The 23,551-nt window shown below is 70.6% G+C and carries 19 protein-coding genes; 9 read left to right on the forward strand and 10 right to left on the reverse strand.

The genetic code is table 11. The features are described from left to right. Positions 1 to 116 precede the first annotated feature (116 nt). From ACIBJG_RS12045 to rsmI, 3 genes are all read right to left on the reverse strand, one after another. On the reverse strand, positions 117 to 983 hold the full coding sequence (locus ACIBJG_RS12045; RefSeq protein WP_399307341.1) for a TatD family hydrolase: 867 nt from the start codon (positions 981 to 983) through the stop codon (positions 117 to 119). Positions 984 to 1,049: 66 nt separating this feature from the next. Next, on the reverse strand, positions 1,050 to 1,454 hold the full coding sequence (locus ACIBJG_RS12050; RefSeq protein ID WP_399307343.1) for a hypothetical protein: 405 nt from the start codon (positions 1,452 to 1,454) through the stop codon (positions 1,050 to 1,052). Between the two features lie 159 nt (positions 1,455 to 1,613). Beyond that, entirely contained in the window at positions 1,614 to 2,510 is an 897-nt protein-coding gene (gene rsmI, locus ACIBJG_RS12055; RefSeq protein ID WP_399307345.1) for a 16S rRNA (cytidine(1402)-2'-O)-methyltransferase, read from the reverse strand. A 53-nt stretch (positions 2,511 to 2,563) separates the two neighbouring features. On the opposite strand from rsmI, the gene ACIBJG_RS12060 reads away from it, so the two are divergent. The 7 genes from ACIBJG_RS12060 (at position 2,564) to ACIBJG_RS12090 (ending at position 11,316) form a co-directional block, all read left to right on the forward strand. Further along, on the forward strand, positions 2,564 to 4,342 hold the full coding sequence (locus ACIBJG_RS12060; protein ID WP_399307347.1) for a dolichyl-phosphate-mannose--protein mannosyltransferase: 1,779 nt from the start codon (positions 2,564 to 2,566) through the stop codon (positions 4,340 to 4,342). Between the two features lie 133 nt (positions 4,343 to 4,475). Next, positions 4,476 to 6,125: a penicillin-binding transpeptidase domain-containing protein gene (locus ACIBJG_RS12065; protein WP_399307349.1), complete on the forward strand. Its 1,650-nt coding sequence runs from the start codon at positions 4,476 to 4,478 to the stop codon at positions 6,123 to 6,125. A 132-nt stretch (positions 6,126 to 6,257) separates the two neighbouring features. After that, positions 6,258 to 6,767, forward strand: a complete 510-nt coding sequence (locus ACIBJG_RS12070; protein ID WP_399307351.1) for a YbaK/EbsC family protein — start codon at positions 6,258 to 6,260, stop codon at positions 6,765 to 6,767. Then, on the forward strand, positions 6,764 to 7,615 hold the full coding sequence (locus tag ACIBJG_RS12075) for an EamA family transporter (RefSeq protein ID WP_399307353.1): 852 nt from the start codon (positions 6,764 to 6,766) through the stop codon (positions 7,613 to 7,615). Before ACIBJG_RS12070 ends, ACIBJG_RS12075 begins: the two co-directional genes overlap by 4 nt. Positions 7,616 to 7,659: 44 nt before the next feature. After that, the gene (locus ACIBJG_RS12080; RefSeq protein ID WP_399307355.1) at positions 7,660 to 8,022 is read left to right on the forward strand and encodes a VOC family protein; all 363 of its coding nucleotides are present in this window, start codon (positions 7,660 to 7,662) and stop codon (positions 8,020 to 8,022) included. Between the two features lie 310 nt (positions 8,023 to 8,332). Next, a complete protein-coding gene (locus ACIBJG_RS12085; RefSeq protein ID WP_399307357.1) occupies positions 8,333 to 9,442 on the forward strand; it encodes a DUF1996 domain-containing protein in 1,110 nt (369 codons plus the stop codon). Between the two features lie 116 nt (positions 9,443 to 9,558). After that, positions 9,559 to 11,316 carry a discoidin domain-containing protein gene (locus ACIBJG_RS12090; protein ID WP_399307359.1) on the forward strand — a complete coding sequence of 586 codons (1,758 nt, stop codon included), beginning with the start codon at positions 9,559 to 9,561 and terminating at the stop codon, positions 11,314 to 11,316. Positions 11,317 to 11,416: 100 nt separating this feature from the next. On the opposite strand, the gene ACIBJG_RS12095 is transcribed toward ACIBJG_RS12090, so the two are convergent. From ACIBJG_RS12095 to ACIBJG_RS12115, 5 genes are all read right to left on the reverse strand, one after another. Beyond that, positions 11,417 to 12,211 (reverse strand): SDR family NAD(P)-dependent oxidoreductase, encoded by a 795-nt coding sequence (locus ACIBJG_RS12095; RefSeq protein ID WP_399307361.1) that lies wholly within the window; start codon positions 12,209 to 12,211, stop codon positions 11,417 to 11,419. Continuing rightward, the gene (locus ACIBJG_RS12100) at positions 12,208 to 13,368 is read right to left on the reverse strand and encodes a serine hydrolase domain-containing protein (RefSeq protein ID WP_399307636.1); all 1,161 of its coding nucleotides are present in this window, start codon (positions 13,366 to 13,368) and stop codon (positions 12,208 to 12,210) included. Before ACIBJG_RS12100 ends, ACIBJG_RS12095 begins: the two co-directional genes overlap by 4 nt. A gap of 117 nt (positions 13,369 to 13,485) precedes the next feature. Next, on the reverse strand, positions 13,486 to 14,265 hold the full coding sequence (locus ACIBJG_RS12105) for an energy-coupling factor ABC transporter ATP-binding protein (RefSeq protein WP_399307364.1): 780 nt from the start codon (positions 14,263 to 14,265) through the stop codon (positions 13,486 to 13,488). After that, complete coding sequence (gene cbiQ / locus ACIBJG_RS12110; protein ID WP_399307366.1) at positions 14,262 to 15,023, reverse strand: cobalt ECF transporter T component CbiQ; 762 nt, start codon at positions 15,021 to 15,023, stop codon at positions 14,262 to 14,264. Before cbiQ ends, ACIBJG_RS12105 begins: the two co-directional genes overlap by 4 nt. Beyond that, on the reverse strand, positions 15,023 to 16,087 hold the full coding sequence (locus ACIBJG_RS12115; RefSeq protein ID WP_399307368.1) for an energy-coupling factor ABC transporter permease: 1,065 nt from the start codon (positions 16,085 to 16,087) through the stop codon (positions 15,023 to 15,025). Before ACIBJG_RS12115 ends, cbiQ begins: the two co-directional genes overlap by 1 nt. 187 nt (positions 16,088 to 16,274) lie before the next feature. Between ACIBJG_RS12115 and ACIBJG_RS12120 the strand changes: the two genes are divergently transcribed. Next, positions 16,275 to 16,652: an SsgA family sporulation/cell division regulator gene (locus ACIBJG_RS12120; RefSeq protein ID WP_399307370.1), complete on the forward strand. Its 378-nt coding sequence runs from the start codon at positions 16,275 to 16,277 to the stop codon at positions 16,650 to 16,652. Between the two features lie 159 nt (positions 16,653 to 16,811). Here ACIBJG_RS12120 and ACIBJG_RS12125 read toward each other — a convergent pair whose 3' ends face one another. Both ACIBJG_RS12125 and ACIBJG_RS12130 read right to left on the reverse strand, forming a co-directional pair. Continuing rightward, positions 16,812 to 19,049, reverse strand: coding sequence for an MMPL family transporter (locus tag ACIBJG_RS12125; protein ID WP_399307372.1), 2,238 nt, complete (start codon positions 19,047 to 19,049; stop codon positions 16,812 to 16,814). A gap of 130 nt (positions 19,050 to 19,179) precedes the next feature. After that, positions 19,180 to 19,752 carry a TetR/AcrR family transcriptional regulator gene (locus tag ACIBJG_RS12130; RefSeq protein ID WP_399307374.1) on the reverse strand — a complete coding sequence of 191 codons (573 nt, stop codon included), beginning with the start codon at positions 19,750 to 19,752 and terminating at the stop codon, positions 19,180 to 19,182. A gap of 168 nt (positions 19,753 to 19,920) precedes the next feature. On the opposite strand from ACIBJG_RS12130, the gene ACIBJG_RS12135 reads away from it, so the two are divergent. Further along, positions 19,921 to 23,235 (forward strand): S41 family peptidase, encoded by a 3,315-nt coding sequence (locus ACIBJG_RS12135; protein ID WP_399307376.1) that lies wholly within the window; start codon positions 19,921 to 19,923, stop codon positions 23,233 to 23,235. Positions 23,236 to 23,551: the final 316 nt, after the last annotated feature.

Consider the following 23,551-nt stretch of genomic DNA (forward strand, 5'->3'; position numbering starts at 1 on the left):
GACGCTCGCTCCAGAAGATCCGTACCGGCCGGCTCACTCTTGCGCGCCCGGGACGATAGCGGAGCGATGCGTCACTCTCCAACGCGACGCGACTACCCAGCGTGGTGGACCTTCGCTCAGTAGTCGAACGCGCGAGCCGTGTTGTCGGCGATCGCCGACGCCAGGGTGTCCTCGTCGACGCCCCTGACGGCGGCCATGGCGCGGAGCGTGACCGGAATCAGGTAGGGCGCGTTAGGCCGTCCGCGGTACGGGGCGGGGGTGAGGAAGGGCGCGTCCGTCTCGACCAGGACCAGTTCCACGGGCGCCACGGCCAGCGCGTCACGCAGCGGCTGGGCGTTCTTGAACGTCATGTTGCCCGCGAAGGACATGAAGTACCCGGCGTCCGCGCAGATCCGGGCCATGTCCGCGTCGCCGGAGTAGCAGTGGAAGACGGTCCGCTCGGGGGCGCCCGCCTCGGCCAGGACGCGCAGCACATCGGCGTGCGCCTCGCGATCGTGGATGACGAGCGCCTTGCCGTGCCGTTTGGCGATCTCGATGTGGGCCCGGAAGGACTCCTCCTGGGCGGCCATGCCCTCGGGGCCGGTCCGGAAGTAGTCGAGTCCGGTCTCGCCGACGCCGCGTACGTGGTCGAGCGCGGCCAGGGCGTCGATCTCGGCGAGCGCCTCGTGGAGCGCGGCGGTCCCGCCGCCCTCGCGCGCGCCCTGCCGCGACCAGTTGTCCGGGTCCCCGTGCACGATGCGCGGCGCCTCGTTGGGGTGCAGGGCCACGGCCGCGTACACACTCGCGTGCGCGGCGGCGGTCTCGGCCGCCCAGCGGGAGCCCTTCACGTCGCAGCCCACCTGGATCACGGTCGTCACGTTCACCGCGGCGGCCCTGGCCAGGCCCTCCTCGACGGTGCCGTCCTGCATGTCCAGGTGGGTGTGCGAATCGGCGACCGGCACCCGAAGGGGCTCGGGCAGCGGCGGGGCTTCGGTACGGCTCATGGCCACGATCGTACGAGGACCGTGGCCGGTGACGTCACCGCGCGGGCCTCACCGCGCGGGCGGGCCTCACCTGCGCTGGAAGGGGTGGAGCAGGTCGGAGAGGTGCCAGTGGTGGTCAGCCGCGGGAACGGCGGTGGCGGCGACGGCGGCGACGGGCTCGCCCCCCGGCGCCTCGGCGGGCTGCGGCGGCCCGGCGGGCGACTGCAGGCGGTTCTGGTGCTGGAGCAGCTGCTGCACCGTCGACACCCGGCCGGCCCGCATGATCCGCACGACGTGTCCGCCGCAGTTCGTGCAGGTCGGCGTGGAAAGCGGGGACGGAACGCGTTCGCCGTCCGCCTTGTAGACCACGAATGCGTGGTTCGAGGTGTCGACGTGGTGCTCTATTTCGTAGGCCTGTTCCCAGCCGTGTCCACACCTCATGCAGGCGAAGGCATACGCCTCGTGCACGGTGGTTGCTGCGATCTCACTCATGCCTGCTCCTCTTGTCCGCCGGACAAGCACTCCGGAGAATGCGTCCTGGATCCAGTGGACGCCTTTACCGGCGGGAGCGCACCGGGCCCTGTCGAGTGTTGGAGCGATTTTGGCCTTCTCGTGGCAAAAGGCCCCGGAACGCGGCTCGTGCTTTGCTTTTCACGATAGTCCTTTGCCGTCCGCTGGGCCGGTCCGAGCCGCGTTCTTTGCTGCGACGACCGCGTCGAACACCTCGCGCTTGGGCAGCCCCGCCGCCGCGGCGACGGCGGCGATCGCCTCCTTGCGCCGCTCCCCCGCCTCCTCGCGCACCTGCACCCTGCGCACCAGCTCCTCGGCGTCCAGCTCCTCGGCCCCGGACTCGGGCGCGCCCTCGACGACGACGGTGATCTCGCCGCGTACGCCCTCGGCCGCCCACACGGCGAGCTCGCCCAGCGGGCCGCGCTTCACTTCCTCGTACGTCTTGGTCAGCTCCCGGCACACCGCGGCGCGCCGGTCGGCGCCGAAGACCTCGGCCATCGCGGCGAGGGTGTCGTCGAGCCGGTGCGGGGCCTCGAAGAACACCATGGTGCGACGCTCGTCGGCGACCTCGCGGAGCTTGCCGAGGCGTTCACCGCCCTTGCGCGGCAGGAAGCCCTCGAAGCAGAACCGGTCCACCGGCAGCCCGGACAGCGCGAGCGCGGTGAGCACCGCGGACGGGCCCGGCACCGCGGTGACCCTGATGTCCTTCTCCACGGCGGCGGCGACCAGCCGGTAGCCGGGGTCGGACACGGACGGCATTCCGGCGTCCGTGACCAGCAGCACCCGGGCGCCGCCCAGCAGCGCCTCGACGAGTTCGGGCGTACGGGCCGACTCGTTTCCCTCGAAGTAGGAGACGACACGCCCCGTCGTGTGGATGCCCAGCGCCTGGGTCAGCCGGCGCAGCCGGCGGGTGTCCTCCGCGGCGACGACGTCGGCCGTCTCCAGTTCTGCGGCAAGGCGTGGCGGGGCGTCCGCCACATCACCGATGGGGGTCCCTGCGAGTACCAGCGTTCCAGTCGTTCCAGTCACAACGTCCATCCTCCCAGCACGGGCGGCACCACTCGCACAGATGCGTTCCCTACGATGGCGCGGTGACGAGTACTGCGCCCGAAGCCCGGCAGGGCCAAGACGCCGGGGAACAGCACGGCCCGGAGCCGACTTCCTGGCAGCAGCGGCTGCGCCGCTTCGGTCATTTCCCGCGCCCCGGTATCGGGCTGCGGGAGCGGCTGGTTCCGCCGTACACGCGCCCCGGGGGCCAGTTGTGGGCCGTGCTCGGGATGCCCCCACTGCTCGCGGAGCGGCTGGTGCGCTGGTCGGCGTGGGGCGGTCCGCTGCTGGTGGCCGCGGTCGCCGGGCTGCTGCGGTTCTGGAAACTGGGCAGCCCGCACGCGGTGATATTCGATGAGACGTACTACGCCAAGGACTCCTGGGCGCTCATCAAGCAGGGGTACGAGGGTTCGTGGCCCAAGGACGTCGACAAGCTGATCCTGAACGACCCGTCGCAGGTGCCGGTGCCGACCGATCCGGGCTACGTGGTGCACCCGCCGGTCGGCAAGTGGATCATCGGGATCGGTGAGCAGCTCTTCGGTTTCACGCCGTTCGGCTGGCGGTTCATGGTCGCCGTGCTCGGCACGCTGTCGGTGCTGATGCTGTGCCGGATCGGCCGCAGGCTGTTCCGCTCGACGTTCCTGGGCTGTCTGGCGGGCGCGCTGCTCGCGGTGGACGGGCTGCACTTCGTGATGAGCCGCACCGCGCTGCTCGACCTGGTGCTGATGTTCTTCGTGCTGGCCGCGTTCGGCTGTCTGCTGATCGACCGGGACTGGGCGAGGCGCCGGTTCGCGGCCGCGCTGCCGGTAGACGAGGACGGCGTGCTGCGGCCGGACACCGGGGTCGCGGAGGGGCTGCGGCTCGGCTGGCGTCCGTGGCGGGTCGCGGCCGGGATCTCGCTGGGTCTGGCCTTCGCCACCAAGTGGAACGGGCTGTACATCATGGTCGCGTTCGGCCTGATGACGGTGCTGTGGGATGTGGGCGCGCGGCGGACCGCGGGCGCGGTGCAGCCGTACAAGGCGGTGCTGAAGCGGGATCTGCTGCCGGCGTTCGTCTCCACGGTGCCGGTCGCGGTCCTCACGTACATCGCCTCGTGGACCGGCTGGATCATCCACAACGACCCCGACCACCACGGCTACTACCGGGACTGGGCGGCGACCGACGGCAAGGGCGGCAGCTGGACCTGGCTGCCGGACTGGCTGCGCAGCCTGTGGCACTACGAGAACCAGGTCTACGAGTTCCATGTGAACCTGACGTCCGGTCACACCTACCAGTCCAATCCGTGGAGCTGGATCGTGCTGGGCCGGCCCGTCTCGTACTTCTACGAGGAGGAGAACGGCTGCGCCCGGTCGTCGACCGGCAAGTGCGCGCAGGAGGTCCTGGCGATCGGCACGCCGCTGCTGTGGTGGGCCGCGTGCTTCGCCCTGCTGTACGTGCTGTGGCGCTGGTTCTTCCGCCGCGACTGGCGGGCGGGCGCGATCGCCTGTGGGGTGGCGGCGGGATGGCTGCCGTGGTTCCTGTACCAGGAACGCACCATTTTCCTTTTCTACGCGGTCGTGTTCGTGCCCTTCCTCTGCCTCGCGGTCGCGATGATGATCGGCGCGATGCTGGGCCCGGCGGCGGGTACCGGGACGAAACACGAACTGGGCCTGGCGAGGAGCGATCCTTCGGGCGAACGGCGGCGGACACTGGGGGCCGTCGCGGCCGGCGTACTGGTCCTTCTGATCATCTGGAATTTCATCTATTTCTGGCCGCTGTATACCGGGACTTCGATTCCGGAGGATTCATGGCGGGATCGCATGTGGCTGGATACCTGGATTTGACCGGTCTGTTCACGCGAAGCCGGATCGCATTCCGATAACAACCCGCCCCCCTGTCACGGCAGTCCCGTAAAGTGCCCGGAAAAGCCCCCTTGAACGTGTTCAAGGGGGCCTCCTGGGGAGGGGGACCGCAGAGATGCGCAGTGGAGCGAAGGTTGCCGTGGTCGGCGGGGTGTTCGCGGTCGTGGTCGGCGGGGTGGGGTACGGGGCGTACAACATCCTGGACGGGCTCGGCGACAGCGGTGTCGGGGGCGGCACGGACACCACGGCCAGCTCGTCCGAGGTGAAGACGGGACCGGTCACGAAGGACGAGATCGACGAGACGTCGAAGAAGTTCCTCGCGGCGTGGGCGAAGGGAGACGCGGCCGTCGCGGCCGAGCTCACCAACAACAAGGGCGACGCCGAACCGGCACTGGCCGCCTACAGCGAATCGGCCCATGTCACCGAGGCCGTGATCACCCCGGGCCCGGCGACCGGCTCGAAGGTGCCGTACACGGTCAAAGCGACCGTCTCCTACGAGGGGAAGACCAAGCCCTGGTCGTACGCATCCGAGCTCACCGTCGTACGCGGCCTGACCACGGGCAGCCCGCTCGTCGACTGGATGCCCTCCGTGATCCACCCGGAGCTGGACAAGGGTGAGTCGCTGGAGACGGGCGAGTCGAAGACCGCGTCGATCGAGGCGGTCGACCGCAAGGGCGACGTGCTCACCAAAGAGAAGTACCCGTCACTGGGCAGCATCCTGGACGACCTGCGCAAGAAGTACGGGCAGAAGGCCGGCGGCACCACGGGCATCGAGACGTGGATCAACAGCGCGAACGCCGACGGTGCGGACAAGACCCTGCTGACCCTGGTCAAGGGCAAGCCGGGCCGGGTTCCGACCACGCTGGACGCGAGAATCCAGGCGGCGGCGGAGAAGGCCGTGAAGAAGTACGACAAGTCGTCCGTGGTGGCGGTGGAGCCGTCGACCGGTGCGATCCGTGCCATCGCCAACAACCGGACGGACGGCTTCGACGCGGCCCGGCTGGCTACGGTGGCACCCGGCTCGACGATGAAGATCGTGACGGCCGCGATGATCATCCAGAACGGGCTCGGCAGCGCGAACTCGCCGGTCGAATGCCCCCCGGATGTGACATGGGAAGGGGTGCCGTTCCACAACCTGAACAACTTCTCCATGCAGAACCCCACCCTGCAGCGGGCGTTCGCCAAGTCCTGCAACACGGCGTTCATCAAACCGATATCGCCGCTGGGCGACAAGCGGGACACCGCGCTGTCGAACGAGGCCTCGCAGTACTTCGGGATCGGCGGCAACTGGCAGACGGGCATCGAGACGTTCGACGGCGACGTGCCCGCCTCGACCGGCGCCGAGACGGCGGCCTCGTACATCGGCCAGGGCAAGATCCGGATGAACCCGCTGAACATGGCCTCCATCACCGCCACCGCCGTCGAGGGCCGGTTCCGGCAGCCCTACATCGTCCCGAAGGAACTGGACAACCGGAAGTTCGCCACCGCGAGCCCGCTGCCGGGCGGGGTGTCGGATCAGCTGAGGCAGATGCTGAAGTACACCGCCACTAATCCGGAAGGCACCGCCACGCACGCGATGGCGGGCGTGGGCGGCAACAAGGGCGGCAAGACCGGCTCGGCGGAGATCGACGGACACGCCACGTCCGACAGCTGGTTCACCGGCTTCAGCAACGACCTCGCGGCGGCGGCCCTCGTCCAGTCCGGCGGCCACGGCGGGGACGCGGCCGGTCCGGTCGTCGCAGAGGTCCTGCTCGCAGGGCCGTGACGGCTGCGGGCCCTACCGCCCGTGCCCCGAAGTCCCCCTTGGATCCGCCGTGCGGCAGGGGCTTGCCGTACGTCCCGCCCGGTCCGGGAATCGCCTCGCCCGCCGCGGACCATGGCCGATAGCGTGCGGGGCATGAGCACTTCCGACACCAACGCCTCGGCAGGCACCGCCGCCGCCCATCCCCGATTCGCCGAGGCCCTGCACGAGCTCGGCCTCGACGTCGAGATCCGCCGCTTCCCGGAAGCCACCCGGACCGCAGCCGAGGCGGCGGCCGCCCTCTGCTGCGACCTGAGCGAGATCGTCAAGTCGCTGATCTTCGAGGCCGACGGGGTGCCGGTGCTGGTGCTGATGGACGGTTCCTCACGGGTCGATGTGGAGCGCGTACGGCAGGAGCTCGGTGCGACGAAGGTCAAGCGGCCGGGAGCGGAGGTCGTCCGCGAGGCCACCGGTTACGCGATCGGCGGCGTACCGCCCTTCGGGCACCGCACCAGGACGCGGGTGCTGGCCGACCGCGGGCTGCTCGCCCACGAGGTGGTCTGGGCGGCGGCCGGTACCCCGTACACGGTCTTCCCGCTCGACCCGCAGACGCTGATCAAGCACGCCGGCGGCAGCGTGGTGGACGTGCGCGAGCAGACCGCATGACACCGCTCGTCGCCATAGCCGTCCTGATCGCCGCGTTCACGCACGCCGGCTGGAACGCCATCGCCCACGCGATCAAGGATCAGCTGGTCTCCTTCACCCTGATCTCCGGCGGCGGCCTGCTGATCGGCGCGGCCGCTGCGCTCTTCGTCCCGTTCCCGGCGGCGGACGCCTGGCCGTACCTGTTCGTCTCCGCCGCCCTGCACGTGGCGTACATGCTGCTGCTGATGCGGTCGTTCACCCTGGGCGACTTCGGCCAGATGTATCCCATCGCACGCGGCACGGCCCCGCTGGTGGTCACCGTCCTGGCCGCCGTCTTCGTGGGCGAGCGCCCGGACGCCTGGGCCACGGCGGGCGTCGCGGTCGCCTCGGCCGGACTGGTGGGGATGGCCCTCTGGGGCATCCGTGGCTCCGGAAAGCGTCCTCACTGGCCGGCGATCCTTGCCGCGCTGGCGACCGGTCTCGCCATCGCCGGCTACACCACGGTGGACGGCGTCGGCGTACGCACCTCCGGCAGCTCCCTCGGATACATCGCCTGGCTGATGATCCTGGAGGGCATCGCCATCCCGCTGTACGCCCTCTACCGCCGCCGCTCCGCCCTTCCCGCCCAGCTCCGCCCGTACGCGGTACGCGGCCTGCTCGGCGCGGCCCTGTCGGTGACGGCGTACGGCCTCGTCCTGTGGGCCCAGACGCGGGCCGCCCTCGCCCCGGTCGCGGCGCTGCGCGAGTCGTCGATCATCGTGGGCGCGGCCATCGGCACGGTGCTCTTCAAGGAACGGTTCGGCGCCCCGCGCATCGCGGCGGCGGGGCTGATGGTGGTCGGCATCGGGCTGATGCTGCACACGAGTTGAGCACGGGGCCCGGGCACCCGGCCGCGCCCCCGACGGAGGACGACATGTTCCACGGCATCCGCACGATCATGGTCTTCGCCGAGGACCCGGAGACGTCGGCCCGCTGGTGGGCAGCCACCCTGGGGACCGAGGTGCACGTCGACGACGACGGCACGGCCGTCTACGCCTGGCTCGACGTGGCCGGTGTGGAGTTCGGCTTCCATCCGCTCGACGAGCAGCGCAACAGGCGCGGCGGCAGCCCGGTCCCGTACTGGGCGGTCACCGACCTCGACGAGGTCCGCAGCCGGCTCCTCGACGCGGGGTGCACCCACCACCGGGGCCCGTTGGACATCGGGGACGGTACCGGCCGCCGCATCGCGCAGCTCGTCGATCCCTTCGGCACCGTGATCGGCATCGACGGGTTCTGAACCGTCCGACTCCCCGTCCTTGACGAGCGCCTGCCGGAAGACTGCGCTCACTGCGCCCAGCCGTCGTCGACCGAGCCGATTCCCACGATCGTCCCGGCATCCGGGGTTGTCGCGCGAACGGGTCGTCCGAGCAACTCCCCGCAGGCCAGGGGGCATTACCGAACGGCACACGCCTCCCCGGTACGACTCCGGGCGGGACACGTGCCGTTCACGAACTATTGACACGCTCTCGTCAGGAGCGGAACACTCCGGACTGGGAGAGCGCTCTCCCACCCTCGCGCATCCCCCACCCACGCAGCAGGAGGTCTCCATGCCACGGAGGTCGAGAACCCTCACCGGACTGCTCTTGTTCACCTCGCTGACCCTGACCACGGCGGGCATCGCCTCAATCGCGGCGACGGCGAACGCGTCCCCCGAATCGCCCGCCGCGGCGGCGGGCACGCACACCGGACACGCCACGTACTCCATGCCCGGGATGCCCGGCATGGCCGCGTCCACCCAGGCCTCGGGCGACGACCCGGACGGGGACGGCTACATCATGGCCGACCCGCCGGTCACCGGGGTCACCCCGTCGACGAAGGTCCCGCCGCAGGCGTACTTCCACGAGTTCCAGGCCAAGTGCGCCCCGACGCACACCGCTCCGGACGATCCGATCGTCTACCCGGGGCAGCCCGGCAAGTCCCACGACCACACGTTCATGGGCAACACCACGACGAACGCGAACACCACCACCGCCTCACTGGAGACGGGTGACACCACCTGCCTCGCACCCGGCGACAAGTCCGGGTACTGGATGCCGAGCCTGTTCGACGGGGACACCAAGATCCTCCCCGAGGGCGTCCAGACCATCTACTACAAGTCGGGCGTCACCGACTACACCAGCGTGCGGCCCTTCCCGCGAGGGCTGCGGTACGTCGTCGGCAGTCCGATGCAGACCCAGGAGGAGTTCAAGAACCTCAAGGGCACGGTCGAGGGCTGGGAGTGCGGCGACAGCTTCAAGAACTACGACTTCCCGGCGACCTGCCCCGACCGTCAGGACGTCCAGCTCAACCTGCGCCTCCAGGCACCCAGTTGCTGGGACGGCATCCACCTGGACACCCCGGACCACAAGAGCCACATGGCCTACCCGGTGGCGGGGGGCGCCAACTACAACTCCTGCCCGGCCGACCACCCCGTCGCCCTGCCGATGATCGAGTTCAAGATGGCCTGGCCGGTCAACGGCGACATGTCGGAGGTGAGACTGGCGAGCGGCGCCGGCTACACCTTCCACTACGACTTCATGAACGGGTGGGACGCCGCCACGCTCGACGCGATGGCCACCCACTGCATCAAGGGCGGCCTGCAGTGCGACCCGCACGGGTACGACGAGAACCACCCCGGCGCGGGCGCCGTGCTCGACGAGAACTACGAACTGCCGTAGTCCGCACCCCCACACCTCCCCCACGGGATGAGGGGCCCTCTTTTTCGGCCTCTCGAGGAGAGCGCTCTCCGGCATCATGTACGTCACTCCTTCCCCCACCCGCAAGGAGCACGAGAATGCACCATCCCCCCACCCGCCGGACCAGGCGCCTGGTGGCGTCGCTCGCGGCGGCGGCCCTGCTCGGCGGCGGTCTGCTCGCCGTGCAGGCGCCCGCCGCCCAGGCGGCCGGCAGCGTCGTCGAGGTCACCGGATCCCAGGGCAACTGGGCGCTGAGCGTGGACGGTTCGCCGTATACGGTCAAGGGCCTGACCTGGGGACCAGCGGTCGCCGACGCGCAGAAGTACATGCCCGACGTGAAGTCCATGGGCGTCAACACCATCCGCACCTGGGGCACCGATGCCACCAGCAAGCCGCTGTTCGACACGGCGGCGGCCAACGGCATCAAGGTGATCGCCGGCTTCTGGCTCCAGCCCGGCGGCGGCCCCGGGAGCGGTGGCTGCGTCAACTACCGGACGGACACCCAGTACAAGAACGACATGCTCGCCGAGTTCCCCAAGTGGGTCGACACCTACAAGGACAACCCCGGCGTGCTCATGTGGAACGTCGGCAACGAGTCGACGCTCGGCCTGCAGAACTGTTACGGCGGCGACGAGTTGGAGGCCCAGCGCAACGCGTACACCACCTTCGTCAACGACATCGCGAAGAAGATCCACCAGGTCGACCCCAACCACCCGGTGACCTCGACCGACGCCTGGACCGGCGCCTGGCCCTACTACAAGAACAACGCTCCCGACCTCGACCTGTACGCGGTCAACGCCTACGACGCAACCTGCACCATCAAGTCCGACTGGGAGCAGGGTGGTTACGACAAGCCCTACATCGTCACCGAGACGGGCCCGGCCGGAGAGTGGGAGGTCGACGACGACGCGAACGGCGTCCCGACCGAGCCGACCGATGTCGCCAAGGGCGAGGGGTACAAGAAGGCCTGGGGCTGCATCACCGGGCACACCGGGGTCGCGCTCGGCGCCACGATGTTCCACTACGGCGTCGAGGACGACTTCGGCGGCGTCTGGTTCAACCTGCTGCCCGGCGGTGAGAAGCGGCTCTCGTACTACGCCGTGAAGAAGGCGTACGGCGCCGACACCTCGGGCGACAACACGCCGCCGGTGATCACGGACATGGCGGTGGAAGGTGCCACCACCGGCGTCCCCACCGGCAGCGACGTGAAGGTCAGCACCCGCACCAGCGACCCGGACGGCGACGCGATCACGTACCAGGTCCTCTTCAGCAGCAACTACATCGACCAGAACAAGGCGCTGGTCCCCGCCGAGACCAAGGACAACGGCGACGGCACGCTGACCGCGAAGGCCCCGGGCAAGACCGGTGTCTACAAGGCCTATGTGAAGGCCACGGACGGCCACGGCAACGCGGGCATCGAGACGAAGTCGGTCAAGGTGATCCCGCCGAAGGTGGACGGGACGAACATCTCCCAGGGCAAGGCCGCCACGGCGTCCTCGTTCCAGACCGACCCGACGGGCGGCTGCCCGTGCGGCGCGGCCAACGCGGTGGACGGGAAGTTCGACACCCGCTGGGCCAGTGACTGGAGCGACCCGCAGTGGGTCCAGGTCGACCTCGGCGCCTCGATGAGCTTCAAGCACGTCCAGCTCGCCTGGGACCCGGCGTTCGGCAAGGCGTACGACATCCAGACGTCCGAGGACGGTCAGAGCTGGACGACGGTCAAGTCGGTGACGGACGGCAACGGCGACATCGACGACGTCGACGTCAACGGCACGGGCCGCTACGTGCGGATCAACGGCACGGCGCGCGGCTCCGGTTACGGCTACTCGCTGTACGAGTTCGGTGTCTACAGCTGACGTGGCGAAAGCGCCACCTGAGCGTACCCGTGTGAGGGAACGGGTACCCGCGCACCGGCCTTCCGGGACTGCCCCCGGGAGGCCGGTGCCGCGTGACGCCCTACTCCTGCGCGAGCGCCTGCCGGAAGCCCGTGTTCACCGCGGTGAGCCCGCCGTCCACGCACAGCGTCGTACCGGTGACCCACGCCGCGTCGGACGAGGCGAGGAAGGCGACGGCCGCCGCGATGTCCTCCGGTTCGCCGACCCGGCCGAGCGGGTAGAGGCCGCTCACCCGGGCCAGTTCGGCCTCGCGGCCGGCCCAGGCGTCGGTGCGGACCGTGCCGGGTGTGACCAGGTTGACCCGCACCCCGCGCGGTCCCGCGTGGCCGGCGAGGGTACGGGTGAGGCTCGCCAGGCCCGCCTTGGCGGCGCTGTAGGCGTGGTTGCCGAAGTCCTGCACCCCGTTGACCGAGCCGATGCTGACGATCGCGCCCCGGCCGGACGCCGCGAGATGCGGAAGCGCCGCCCGCGCGCACCGGTAGGCGCCGCTGAGCGTGATGTCCAGGTCGCGCTGCCAGACCTCGTCCGGCTCGTCCTCGAACAGCGCGGTGTCGGGCGTGCACGCGTAGGCGTTGTTGACCAGCACGTCGAGCCCGCCGAACCGGGAGACGGCATGTTCCACCGCCGCCTCGACGGCCGCCCGGTCGGCGACGTCGCAGCTCAGCGGGTCGGCCGCGCCGCCGCTCTCCCGGATCTCCGCCGCCACCGCCCGCGCCCGGTCGCCGTCGAGGTCGGTGACCAGGACACGGGCGCCCTCGGCGGCCAGCCGGCGGGCGGTGGCGGCGCCGATGCCCTGGCCGGCGCCGGTGATGAGGACGCGGGATCCGTCGAAGCGCGAAGGCGCGGCAGGAGTCATAGGGCCGAACGTAGTGCGCGCACCAGTGCCTGGGCACGGGGGTCGGCGGTGACTCCCTTCTGCAGACCGTTCGTCACATAGCCGAAGGCGATGCCGGATTCGGGGTCGGCGAATCCCAGCGAACCGCCCCGGCCCGGGTGGCCGAAGGAGCCCGGGGAGAGGAGCGGGGAGCCCGATCCGTGGAGCATGTAGCCGAGTCCGAAACGGGTGTTGACGACCAGAACCCGGTCCGGTCCCGCCGACTCCTCGGTGCGGGCCAGGGTGAGGGTGGCCGGGGCGAACAGCCGGTGGCCGTCGACCGGGCCGATCATCGCGGCGTAACAGCGGGCCAGGCCACGGGCGGTGGCGATGCCGTTGGACGCGGGCAGCTCGGCGGCCCGGTAGCCGCGGTCGTTCTCGTCGGGGAACGGATGGATGGCGCCGAACGCCCGTCGGGTCAGCGAGTCCGGGTCGCGGTAGGCGTCGACGACCGAGCGCTTGGGACGCATCCGCAGCGCACCCGTGCCGTCGCCCGCGGGTGCCTCGACCGGGCCGATCCGGCCGACCCGGTGCGCCTCGTCCGCCGGGATCCCGAACCAGAAGTCCAGGCCGAGGGGGCGGGCGATCTCCTCGGCGACCCAGCGGCCGACGGTCCGGCCGGTGACGCGCCGCACCAGTTCGCCGACGAGCCAGCTGTAGGTCTGCGCGTGGTAGCCGTGGTCGGTGCCAGGCTCCCACTGGGGGTGCTGGGCGGCTACCGCCCGCGGACCGCTCACCCCGTCGGCCGCCTCATCGGGGGTCAGCGGGCGGTCCAGGGCCGGGATTCCGGCCCGGTGCGCGAGGAGATGACGGACGAGGACGCGTTCCTTGCCGTTCGCCTTGAACTCCGGCCAGTACGTGCCGACCGGGGCGTGCAGGTCGATCTGGCCGCGCTGGTGCAACAGCAGCGGGACGGCGGCGGCGATGCCCTTGCCGGCCGAGCGGACGATCTGCACGGTGTCGACGGCCCACGGCTCGGCGCCGTCGACGTCTCTGGTGCCGGCCCACAGGTCGACGACCTTCTGCCCGTGCCGGTAGACGGTGACCGCTGCCCCGCGGTCGCCGCGCTGTTCGAAGTTACGGATGAAAGCATCCCGGACCGGTTCGAATCCGGGCGCCGCCGTACCCCGTACGTCCACGCCTGTTCCTGCGCTCCCGCTCATCCCCCCATGGTGCATTGCGCCGCAGGTCGGACGAGGGGCGGGTCACCCGATGTTCACCGTCAGGGAACGCGAACCGTCAGGGAACCCGAACCGTCACGGAACCCGAACCGTCACCGACCGCGGGTCGAACCCGAACGGGAGCTCCAGCCGGTGCGCTCGCATGAGTTCCTCGTCGCACAGGAGGTCCTGCGTGCGGTCGTCGGCGGCGATGACGCCGTCGCTGAGGATGACCGCGCGGCCGCAGAGCTCCAGGGCGTACGGCAGGTCGTGCGTCACCATCAGCACGGTGACGTCCAACGAACGCAGGATGTCGGCGAGTTCGCGGCGGGAGGCCGGGTCCAGGTTGGAGGAGGGCTCGTCCAGGACGAGGATCTCCGGGCGCATGGCGAGGACCGTGGCGACGGCGACGCGGCGGCGCTGGCCGAAGGAGAGGTGGTGCGGCGGCCGGCTCGCGTACTCCTCCATGCCGACCTGCCGCAGCGCCTCGGTGACGCGCTCCTCCAGTTCGGCGCCGCGCAGCCCGCCGGAGGCCGGTCCGAAGGCGACGTCCTCGCGGACGGTGGGCATGAAGAGCTGGTCGTCGGGGTCCTGGAAGACGATGCCGACGCGGCGGCGGATCTCGGCGAGGTTGCGCTTCTCCACGGGGAGCCCGGCGACCCGGACGGTGCCGGCGCCCGCGTCGAGGATGCCGTTGAGGTGGAGGACGAGGGTGGTCTTGCCGGCGCCGTTCGGGCCGAGCAGGGCGACACGCTCGCCGCGCGCGACGGTCAGGTCGACGCCGAAGAGCGCCTGGTGGCCGTCGGGGTAGGCGTAGGCGAGGCCGCTGACCTCCAGGGAGGGCGGCACGGAAGTGGCGAGGGGCTGCTGGCTCATACGGTCCATCCCAGCAGACAGATGACGAGGGCGAGCACGGGGAGTGCCGCGGCGTATGCCCACTGGGTGCGCGAGGCCGTCACCTCGTCGATGACCGGCATCGATCCGGTGTAGCCACGGCTGACCATCGCGAGGTGGACACGTTCGCCGCGCTCGTACGACCGGATGAAGAGAGCGCCCGCCGACTTTCCGAGGACACCCCACTGCCGTATCCCGCGTGCCTCGAATCCGCGCGAGCGGCGGGCGATGGACATCCGGCGCATCTCGTCGGTGATCACATCGCCGTACCGGATCATGAAGGAGGCGATCTGGACGAGCAGCGGCGGCAGCCGCAGGCGCTGGAGGCCGAGCAGCAGGGAGCGCAGTTCGGTGGTGGAGGCGAGGAGGACGGAGGCGGCGACGCCGAGGGTGCCCTTGGCGAGGACGTTCCAGGCGCCCCAGAGTCCGGGGACGCTGACGGAGAGCCCGAGGACGTGTGTCTGCTCGCCGGGGACGACGAACGGCATGAGCAGGGCGAAGGCGACGAACGGCACCTCGATCAGCAGCCGCTTGAGGAGGAAGCCGGCGGGGACGCGGGCCACGGCGGCGGCGCCCGCGATCAGCAGCGCGTAGAGCCCGAAGGCCCATACCGCCTCGCGCGGGGTGGTGACGACGACCACGACGAAGGCGAAGACCGCGGCGAGCTTGCAGTGCGGCGGCAGGTCGTGGACCGGCGAGTGCCCGTGCCGGTAGAGCTTGTGGGCGTGCCCGGCGCCCATCAGACCTTCTCGTCGGTACGGGAGCCGGCGGCGTCGGGCTCGTCCTGCGTACGGCGACGGCGGCTGACGACGTAGAACGCACCGCTGCCGACGACGAGGGTGGCGCCGACGCCGATCACTCCGGCGAGTCCGCCGGACATCCGGGCATTGGAGACGTCCTTGACGCCGTAGTCGGCGAGCGGGGAGTCCTTGGCGGCGTGGTCCCTGGCCTCCTTGTCGATGCCCTGGTCGGTGGCGACCTTCTCCAGCCCGTCCGGGTTCGCGGAGGCGTAGAAGGAGACGAAACCGGCGAGCACGAGGGCGGTGACCAGGCCGGTGGCCCACAGGCCCCGGGTGGAGCGGTGGGCGGGGGCGGGTTCCCGGACAGGAGCGGGCGCGTCGACGAGTTCGCCGTCGACGCGGAGCTTGAGCGGGGCGGTGAGGCCGCGGGCGCCGTGGACCAGGTCGGGCCGGACGGCGATGACGGCGCCGACGGTCAGCGCGGTGATCGCGGCCTCACCGAGGCCGATCAGGACGTGGACCCCGACCATCGCGGTGAAGACCTTGCCGATCGGGATGTCGGTGGTTCCGCCGATCCAGTACATCAGTGTGAACGCGGCGGCCGCGGCCGGTACGGAGACCAGCGCGGCGACGAAGGACGCGGCGGTCATGGAGCGGCGGGTGCGCGGCAGCACGCCGACGAGACCGCGGAAGAGGGCGTACGCGACGACGGTGGTCACGATGCCCATGTCGAGGATGTTCACACCGAGCGCGGTGAGCCCGCCGTCGGCGAAGAGGATGCCCTGCATCAGCAGGACGACGGATATGCAGAGCACTCCGGTGTACGGACCGACCAGGATCGCGGCCAGGGCCCCGCCGAGCAGGTGCCCGCTGGTGCCGGCCGCGACGGGGAAGTTCAGCATCTGCACGGCGAAGATGAAGGCGGCGACCAGCCCTGCCAGGGGGGCGGTGCGTTCGTTCAGCTCGCGCCTGGCCCCCTTCAGGCTGACGGCCACCGCACCGGCGGCCACGACTCCGGCGACGGCGGACACGGGCGCGTTGATGAATCCGTCGGGTACATGCATGGGGGAGGCTCCGCTTCCTGCGTTCCTGTGTTGCTGCGCGGGGTCATGAACCTCTCAATGATAGGGCCTTGTTGCGAACCATTCGCAAGAGCAGGGATGTCACAACTGCCCAGGGTTCCCACAGTGCCCTTTTACGAAAATATGGGACATTGGAGGACGAAGACGTATACACAGGAGGAGCCGGCCCATGTCCCCCGTGATCAAAGAACATGCCCGCGCCCGGCTCGTCACCGACGCCCGCGACCTTCCCGTGGTCCCGGTCGAGCTGCGTTACGACACCGCCGGCGCCGCCGACGCCCCCGACACGATCCATGTCGCCTTCCCCGGCGGCACGGAGTGGCCGATCCCGCGCGATCTGCTGGAGCGCGGACTGCGCTCCCCCGTCGCACACGACAGCCTCCGGATCTGGCCGTGCGGCCGGGCCCAGCTGGTCGTCGAACGCCATACGGCGGACGGCGTCGACGTGGTGCAGTTCGACTGCGCGCCGCTGATCCGCTTCCTGCGACGCACGCGCAGCCGGGCCGGGACCGGGGCCCCGACCGCGCCCGAGACCGCGCCCGCCTGACCCACGACGACATGACGAGAGCCCCCGTGCACAGGTGCACGGGGGCTCTCGTCGCCCCGGTCCCCCGTCCCCACAGGTAACCGGCGCTTCCGGGGCCGCGTTCCGCTCAGACGCGGCCCCGGGGTTCAGCGGCTCATCGACCGGTTCGCACCGGTCGCGTCACACGCGGGTCAGCTCGCGCTCGCCCCCGGTGTCCGGACCGGCGTCACCGGCGTCACCGGCGGAGGTGGCGGCCAGCTCCTTGCGCAGGCCCTCACCCTCGACGTCGACGTTGGGCAGCACCCGGTCCAGCCAGCGCGGCAGCCACCAGGCCCGCTTCCCGAGCAGCGCGAGGACCGCGGGCACGATCGCCATGCGGACGACGAACGCGTCGAAGAAGACGGCGATGGCGAGCGAGAAGCCGATCATCTTGATCATCGACTCGCTGGATCCGATGAATCCGGAGAAGACCGCCATCATGATCACGGCCGCGGCCGTGACGACCCGGGCACCGTGCTTGAAGCCGGTGACGATGGCCTGGCCGGGCTTCTCGCCGTGGACGTACGCCTCACGCATCCGGGTCACGAGGAAGACCTCGTAGTCCATCGCGAGACCGAAGACCACACCCACCATGAAGATCGGCATCATCGACATGATCGGACCGGTCTGCTCGACCCCGAACAGTCCGCCGAGCCAGCCCCACTGGAAGGCCGCGACGACCGCGCCCAGGGCCGCGACGACCGAGAGCAGGAAGCCGAGTGCCGCCTTCAGCGGCACCAGGATCGACCGGAAGACCACCATCAGCAGCAGGAAGGCGAGGCCGACGACGAGGGCCAGGTAGGGCAGCAGCGCGTCGTTCATCTTCTCCGAGAAGTCGATGTTCATCGCGGTGGCACCGGTGACCAGCACCTCGGCGCCGGTGTCGGACTTGATGTCCTTGCCCGCGTCGCGGATCGCGTGGACCACGTTCTCCGTGTCGACGGAGCTCGGCCGGTCCTTCGGGACGACGGTGATCATCGCCGCGTCGCCGGCCTTGTTGAAGGTGGCCGGGGTGACGGCGACGACACCCTTCATGCCGGAGATCTCGTCACCGACCTGCTTCGCGGCGGTCTTGCCGTCGGAGCTGTTCGCCGTGTCGACGACGACCAGCAGCGAGCCGTTGAAGCCGGGGCCGAATCCCTCGGAGAGCAGGTCGTAGGCGCGGCGCTGGGTGGTGCTCGTGGGCTGGGAGCCGTCGTCCGGCAGACCCATCTCCAGCGACGCGGCCGGTACGGCGATGGCGCCCAGACCGAGGACACCGACCAGGAGCACCCACACCGGCTTGCGCAGCACGAACCGCGCCCAGCGGGTGCCCATGTTCGGCTTGGCATCGGGCTTGTTCTCCGCCTCGGCGGCCTTGCGCGCCTTGCGTCCCACGATCCGCTTGCCCACGAAGCCCAGCATGGCCGGGACGAGGGTGAGGGCGATGAGGACGGCGATCGCGACCGTACCGGCCGCGGCGAAGCCCATCTTCGACAGCATCGGGATGTTGACGACGGCCAGCCCGACCAGGGCGATGACGACGGTGAGCCCGGCGAAGACGACCGCGGAACCGGCCGTGCCGACCGCACGGCCCGCGGCCTCCTCGCGCTCCCGGCCCTCGGCCAGTTCGGCGCGGTAGCGGGAGACGATGAAGAGCGCGTAGTCGATGCCGACCGCGAGGCCGATCATCATCGCGAGGGTGGAGGTGGTGGAGCCGAGGTCCAGCACATTGGCCAGTGCCGTGATCGACGAGACGCCGATGCCGACACCGATCAGCGCGGTGAGCAGGGGCAGCCCCGCCGCGATCAGCGAGCCGAAGGTGACGACGAGCACCACCGCGGCCAGCGCGATGCCGATGACCTCGGTGGCGCCGGTCTCCGGCATCACCTGGAGCGCGTCACCGCCGATCTCCACGGTCATCCCGCTCTTCTGCGCCGCCTCACCCGAGCCCTCCAGGGCGTCCCGGGTCGCATCGGTCAGCTCCATCGAGTTGACCTTGTACGTCACCGAGATGTACGCGGTCGAGCCGTCCTTGGAGACGGCCTTTCCGGCGTACGGGTCGACGACCGAGGCGATCTGGTCCGAGCCGGACTTCAGCCCGGCGGTGATCTTGTTGACCTCGGCCTTGTTGGCCGGGTCCGTCATCTTCTCGTTCTCGGGGGCCTTGAAGACGATGCGCGCGGTCGCGCCGTCGGCGCTGGCCGCGGGGAATCGCTGTTCCAGCAGGTCGAAGGCCTTCTGGGCCTCCGTACCCGGGATCGAGAAGGAGCTGGAGGTGGCGGTGGACGCGGTGGCCGCGCCGACTCCGGCGACGGCCAGCAGCGCCACCCAGATCAGGGCGACATAGCGGCGGCGCCGGAAGGCGAGCCGTCCGAGTTTGTAGAGGAATGTGGCCACGGGGGCGTACTCCCGGTCAGGTCGTTGAGTGGAAAAGGGCGTGAGGAACCAGCCCGACGACGAGAGCGGCGTGTCAGGTGGGGCTTTGGCGCTTCGGTGCTTCGGGGAGAGGGCCGTGGGGACGGCGGGGTCAGACTCCGAGAGCGGGGAGGATCACGGAGTCGACGTAGTCGAGAAGAAACGCCCGGTCGACGGCGCGGTCCTCGACCAGCTGCCGAGCGGCGAGAGCGCCGATCAGCATATGCGGTACGTACTTCAGCGCCGGATTGTCCGGACGCAGCTCACCCCGGCCCACGGCACGGCGCAGCAGCAGGTCGAGGCCGGTCATTTCCGGTTCGATCAGCAGTTCGCGCAGGGCCTGGAGGAGATCGGGGTTCTCGTGGACGGCATGGCTCAGACCCCGCATCAGCGCGGCGTCCTTCTCCATCTGGCAGTCGTCACTGCGGCCCAGGACGGCATGGAAGTCACCGCGCAGCGAGCCGGTGTCGACCTCGCCGAGGGTCACCGGCTTGTTGTGCCGCAGGGCCGTGACGACGAGCTCGGGCTTGCTCCCCCACTGGCGGTAGAGGGTGGCCTTGCTGGAACGGGTACGGGCGGCGACGGCGTCCATCGTGAGCGCGTCGTAGCCGACCTCGCGGAGCAGGTCGAGCACGGCGGCGTACAGCTCGCTCTCACGCTCGGGCGTGAGCCGTGTGCGTGCCATGGGTCGACCTCCTGTTCCATGAGCTCGCGTGTTTCGCACGTCAGTCAATCGAACGAAACTGTTTCGTACACATCGACGTTACCCCGCGCACCGAGCGAAACGGAATCGTTTCGCTTGTGTTCCGCACCACAAGTTGCCGGGGCCCCCTCGCACCGAAAGCATTGGGGGGTGAGTGACGACGTCTCGTATCTCCGGTTCCCGCACCTCCACGACGATCTGCTCTGCTTCGCGGCGGAGGACGATCTCTGGGTGGCACCCCTCGTCCCCGAGGGCGAGGTGCCCGGACGCGCCTGGCGTGTGACCGTCGACCGCACCAGAGTCAGCCATCCGCGCTTCTCGCCCGACGGAACCCGGATCGCCTACACGACCTGGCGCACCCTCGACCCGGAGATCCATCTGGCACCGGTCACCGGCGGCCCGTCCCGCCGGCTCACCTACTGGGGATCGACGGACGCCCGGGTCTGCGGCTGGACCCCCGACCCCGGGGACACCGCGCAGATCCTCGCCGTCTCCTCGCACCGGCAGCCGTTCTCGTACTTCTCCTGGGCGTACGGCGTGCCCACCGACGGCAGCCCCGGCGGCCGGCTGCCCTGGGGTCCGGTCTCCGACATCGCGGTCGGCGAGATCGACGGCGAGCGCCGCACGCTCCTGCTCACCGGAAAGCCGCCGCACGAGCCGGCCGCCTGGAAGCGGTACCGGGGCGGGGCGACCGGGCGCCTGTGGCTGCACGGCGAACGGCTGCTCCCGGACATCGGCGGGCACCTCGAGTCACCGATGTTCGTCGGGGGCCGCATCGCGTTCCTCTCCGACCACGAGGGCGTCGGCAACCTCTACTCCTGCCGGCCCGACGGCAGCGACCTGCGCCGCCACACGGACCACGACGCGTTCTACGCCCGGCACGCCTCCAGCGACGGCCGCCGCGTCGTCTACCAGTGCGCGGGTGAGATCTGGCTGGTCGACGATCTGGAGTCGCCCGATGCCGTGCCCCGGAAGCTGGAGGTCCGGCTCGGCGGCCCGCGCGCCGGGCGCCGGACCTACCAGGTGGCGGCCGCGAGCAACATCGACTCCCTCTCCGTCGACGAGACCGGCCGAGCCAGCGCCGTCGCGGTACGCGGCAGCCTGTACTGGCTCACCCACCGCGACGGCCCCGCCCGCACCATCGCCGACACCCCCGGTGTCCGGGTCCGGCTGCCGGAGATGCTCGGCAGCGGCGGTCAGGTCGCGTACGTCACCGACGCGGAGGGCGAGGACGCCATCGAGATCGCCTCCCTGCCGCGGGCCAGCGGGAACCGCGCCCCGCGCCGGCTCGCCTCCGGCCGGATCGGCCGGGTCCAGGAACTGATCGCCGACCCGGACGGCGAACGGCTCGCCATCGCCTCGCACGACGGCCGGCTGCTCCTCCTGGACACCGGCATCCTGGACACCGGCGCTCTGGAAACCGACGAGGAGACGTCCACCGGCGAGCCCACCGAACTGATCCGCTCCGTCAACGGCCCGGTCCGCGATCTGGCGTTCTCCCCGGACGGCGCCTGGCTGACCTGGTCGCACCCCGGCATCGGCCGCTCGCTGCGCAAGATCAAGCTCGCCCGCATCCAGGGCCCCGGCGCCCCCGCGATCGTCGACGTCACCAACGGCCGCTTCGAGGACGAGAACCCCGTCTTCACGGGCGACGGCCGCTACCTCGCCTTCCTCTCCTGGCGCGGCTTCGACCCGGTGTACGACGTGCACACCGGCGACCTCTCCTTCCCGCTCGGCTGCCGCCCCTACCTCGTCCCGCTCTCCTCGGCGACCCCGTCCCCCTTCGCGCTCTCCCCCGACGGCCGGCCGGCGGCGGGCGGCCTGGACCCGGTGGACTCCGACGAGGCGGAGGCGGCCGAGGGCTGCACGGTCACCGTCGAGTTCGAGGGCCTGGAGAGCCGGGTCACACCGTTCCCGGTCTCCGCCTCCAAGTACTCGGCGCTGTATCCGGTCAGCGGCGGCGGCCTCGTCTGGCTGCGCTGGCCGATCTCCGGCGCGCTCGGCGAGACGTTCGCCAACCCGGCGGACATGTCAGGCCGGCCGACCCTGGAGTACTTCAACATCGCGAAGGCGAAGAAGACCGAACTCGTCGACCACCTCGACTGGTTCGCCGTCAGCGGCGACGCCTCCCGCCTCGTCGTCATGGACGACGGCGAACTGCGCGCCGTCCCCGCCACCGAGCCCGGCGACAACGACTCCACGGTCTACATCGACCTGCGCCGCATCCTGCACGAGGCCGACCCGCCGGCGGAGTGGCGGCAGGCATACGGCGAGGCGGGCCGCATCATCCGCTCCTACTTCTGGGAGCCGGACATGTGCGGCATCGACTGGCCGGCCATCCTCGACCAGTACCGCCCCCTGATCGAACGGGTCGCCACACCCGACGAGTTCGCGGACCTGCTCCGCGAGGTCCTCGGTGAACTGGGCACCTCGCACGCGTACGTCTCCCCCGCCCGCCGCAACGAGGGCCCGCCGCACTACCAGCGGGCGATCGGCCTGCTCGGCGTGAACTTCGTGTGCCGCGAGGGCGACTGGACCCTCCAGCGCATCCTGCCCGGCGACTCCTCGGACTCCAAGGCCCGTTCCCCCCTGGCCGGTACGGGCATCCGCGAGGGCGCGGTCCTCACGCATGTCGACGGCCGCCCGGTCGACCCGGTCACCGGCCCCTACCCCCTGCTCTCCGCGGCGGGCGGCACCACGGTCGAGCTGACCTTCAGGCCCGCCGAGGGCGGGGGCCGCTCGCGCCGCGTAGCGATCGTCCCCCTGGTCGACGAACGGCCGCTGCGTTACCAGGACTGGGTCGCCAAACGCCGCGAGGTCGTCCGCGACCTGAGCGGCGGCCGCTGCGGCTACCTCCACATCCCCGACATGGGCGGCTCGGGCTGGGCCCAGTTCAACCGGGACCTGCGCCTGGAGGTCTCCCGCCCGGCCCTGATCGTGGACGTACGCGGCAACGCGGGCGGTCACATCAGCGAACTGGTCGTCGAGAAACTCACCCGCACGATCCTCGGCTGGGACCTCACCCGCGACGCCCAGCCGGTGTCGTACGCCTCCAACGCCCCCCGCGGCCCGGTGGTCGCCCTGGCCGACGAGGCGACGTCCTCCGACGGCGACATGATCACCGCCGCGTTCCGGCTGTTGAAGCTGGGCCCGGTGGTGGGCCAGCGCACGTGGGGCGGGGTCGTCGGCATGACGGGCCGCCACCGCCTGGGCGACGGCACGGTGATCACGGTGCCGATGAACGCGGCCTGGTTCGACACGTACGGCTGGTCGGTGGAGAACCACGGCGTGGAGCCGGACCTGGAGGCGCTGCGCACGCCCCTGGACTGGGCGGAGGGCCGGCACGCGGTGCTGGACGACGCGGTACGGGTCGCGTTGGACCTGCTGGCCGCGCACCCGCCGGCGACGCCGCCGACGTACGACACGGCCCCGGACCGGCGACGTCCGCCGCTGCCGCCGCGGTAGGGGCAGGGGCGGGAGCGGTGAGCTTCGAGACCCGAGGTTCGAGATACGAGCCCCGAGATTCAAGGTTCGAGCCCCGAACTCCGAGCTTCGAAAGGCCCTGTTCACTCTTTCGTGGGTACGCGACGGGGGCTCGGCCCGAGTCTCGACGCTCGGGACCCGAGCCCCGAGTTTCGAGTGCCGAGATTCGAGCGATGCCTGACAACCGGTAGGTAAAAGAAGGAGGTTGGGGAAACCCTCCCCACCTCCCTACCCCGTAACGGCGAGCAAGTGTGACAATTTGTGACCGACTTGCGGCAGAGCGTCGCAACTGCTTACG

Origin of the sequence: Streptomyces sp. NPDC050422 (assembly GCF_044458665.1) — a bacterium.
Classification (GTDB): Bacteria; Actinomycetota; Actinomycetes; order Streptomycetales; family Streptomycetaceae; genus Streptomyces.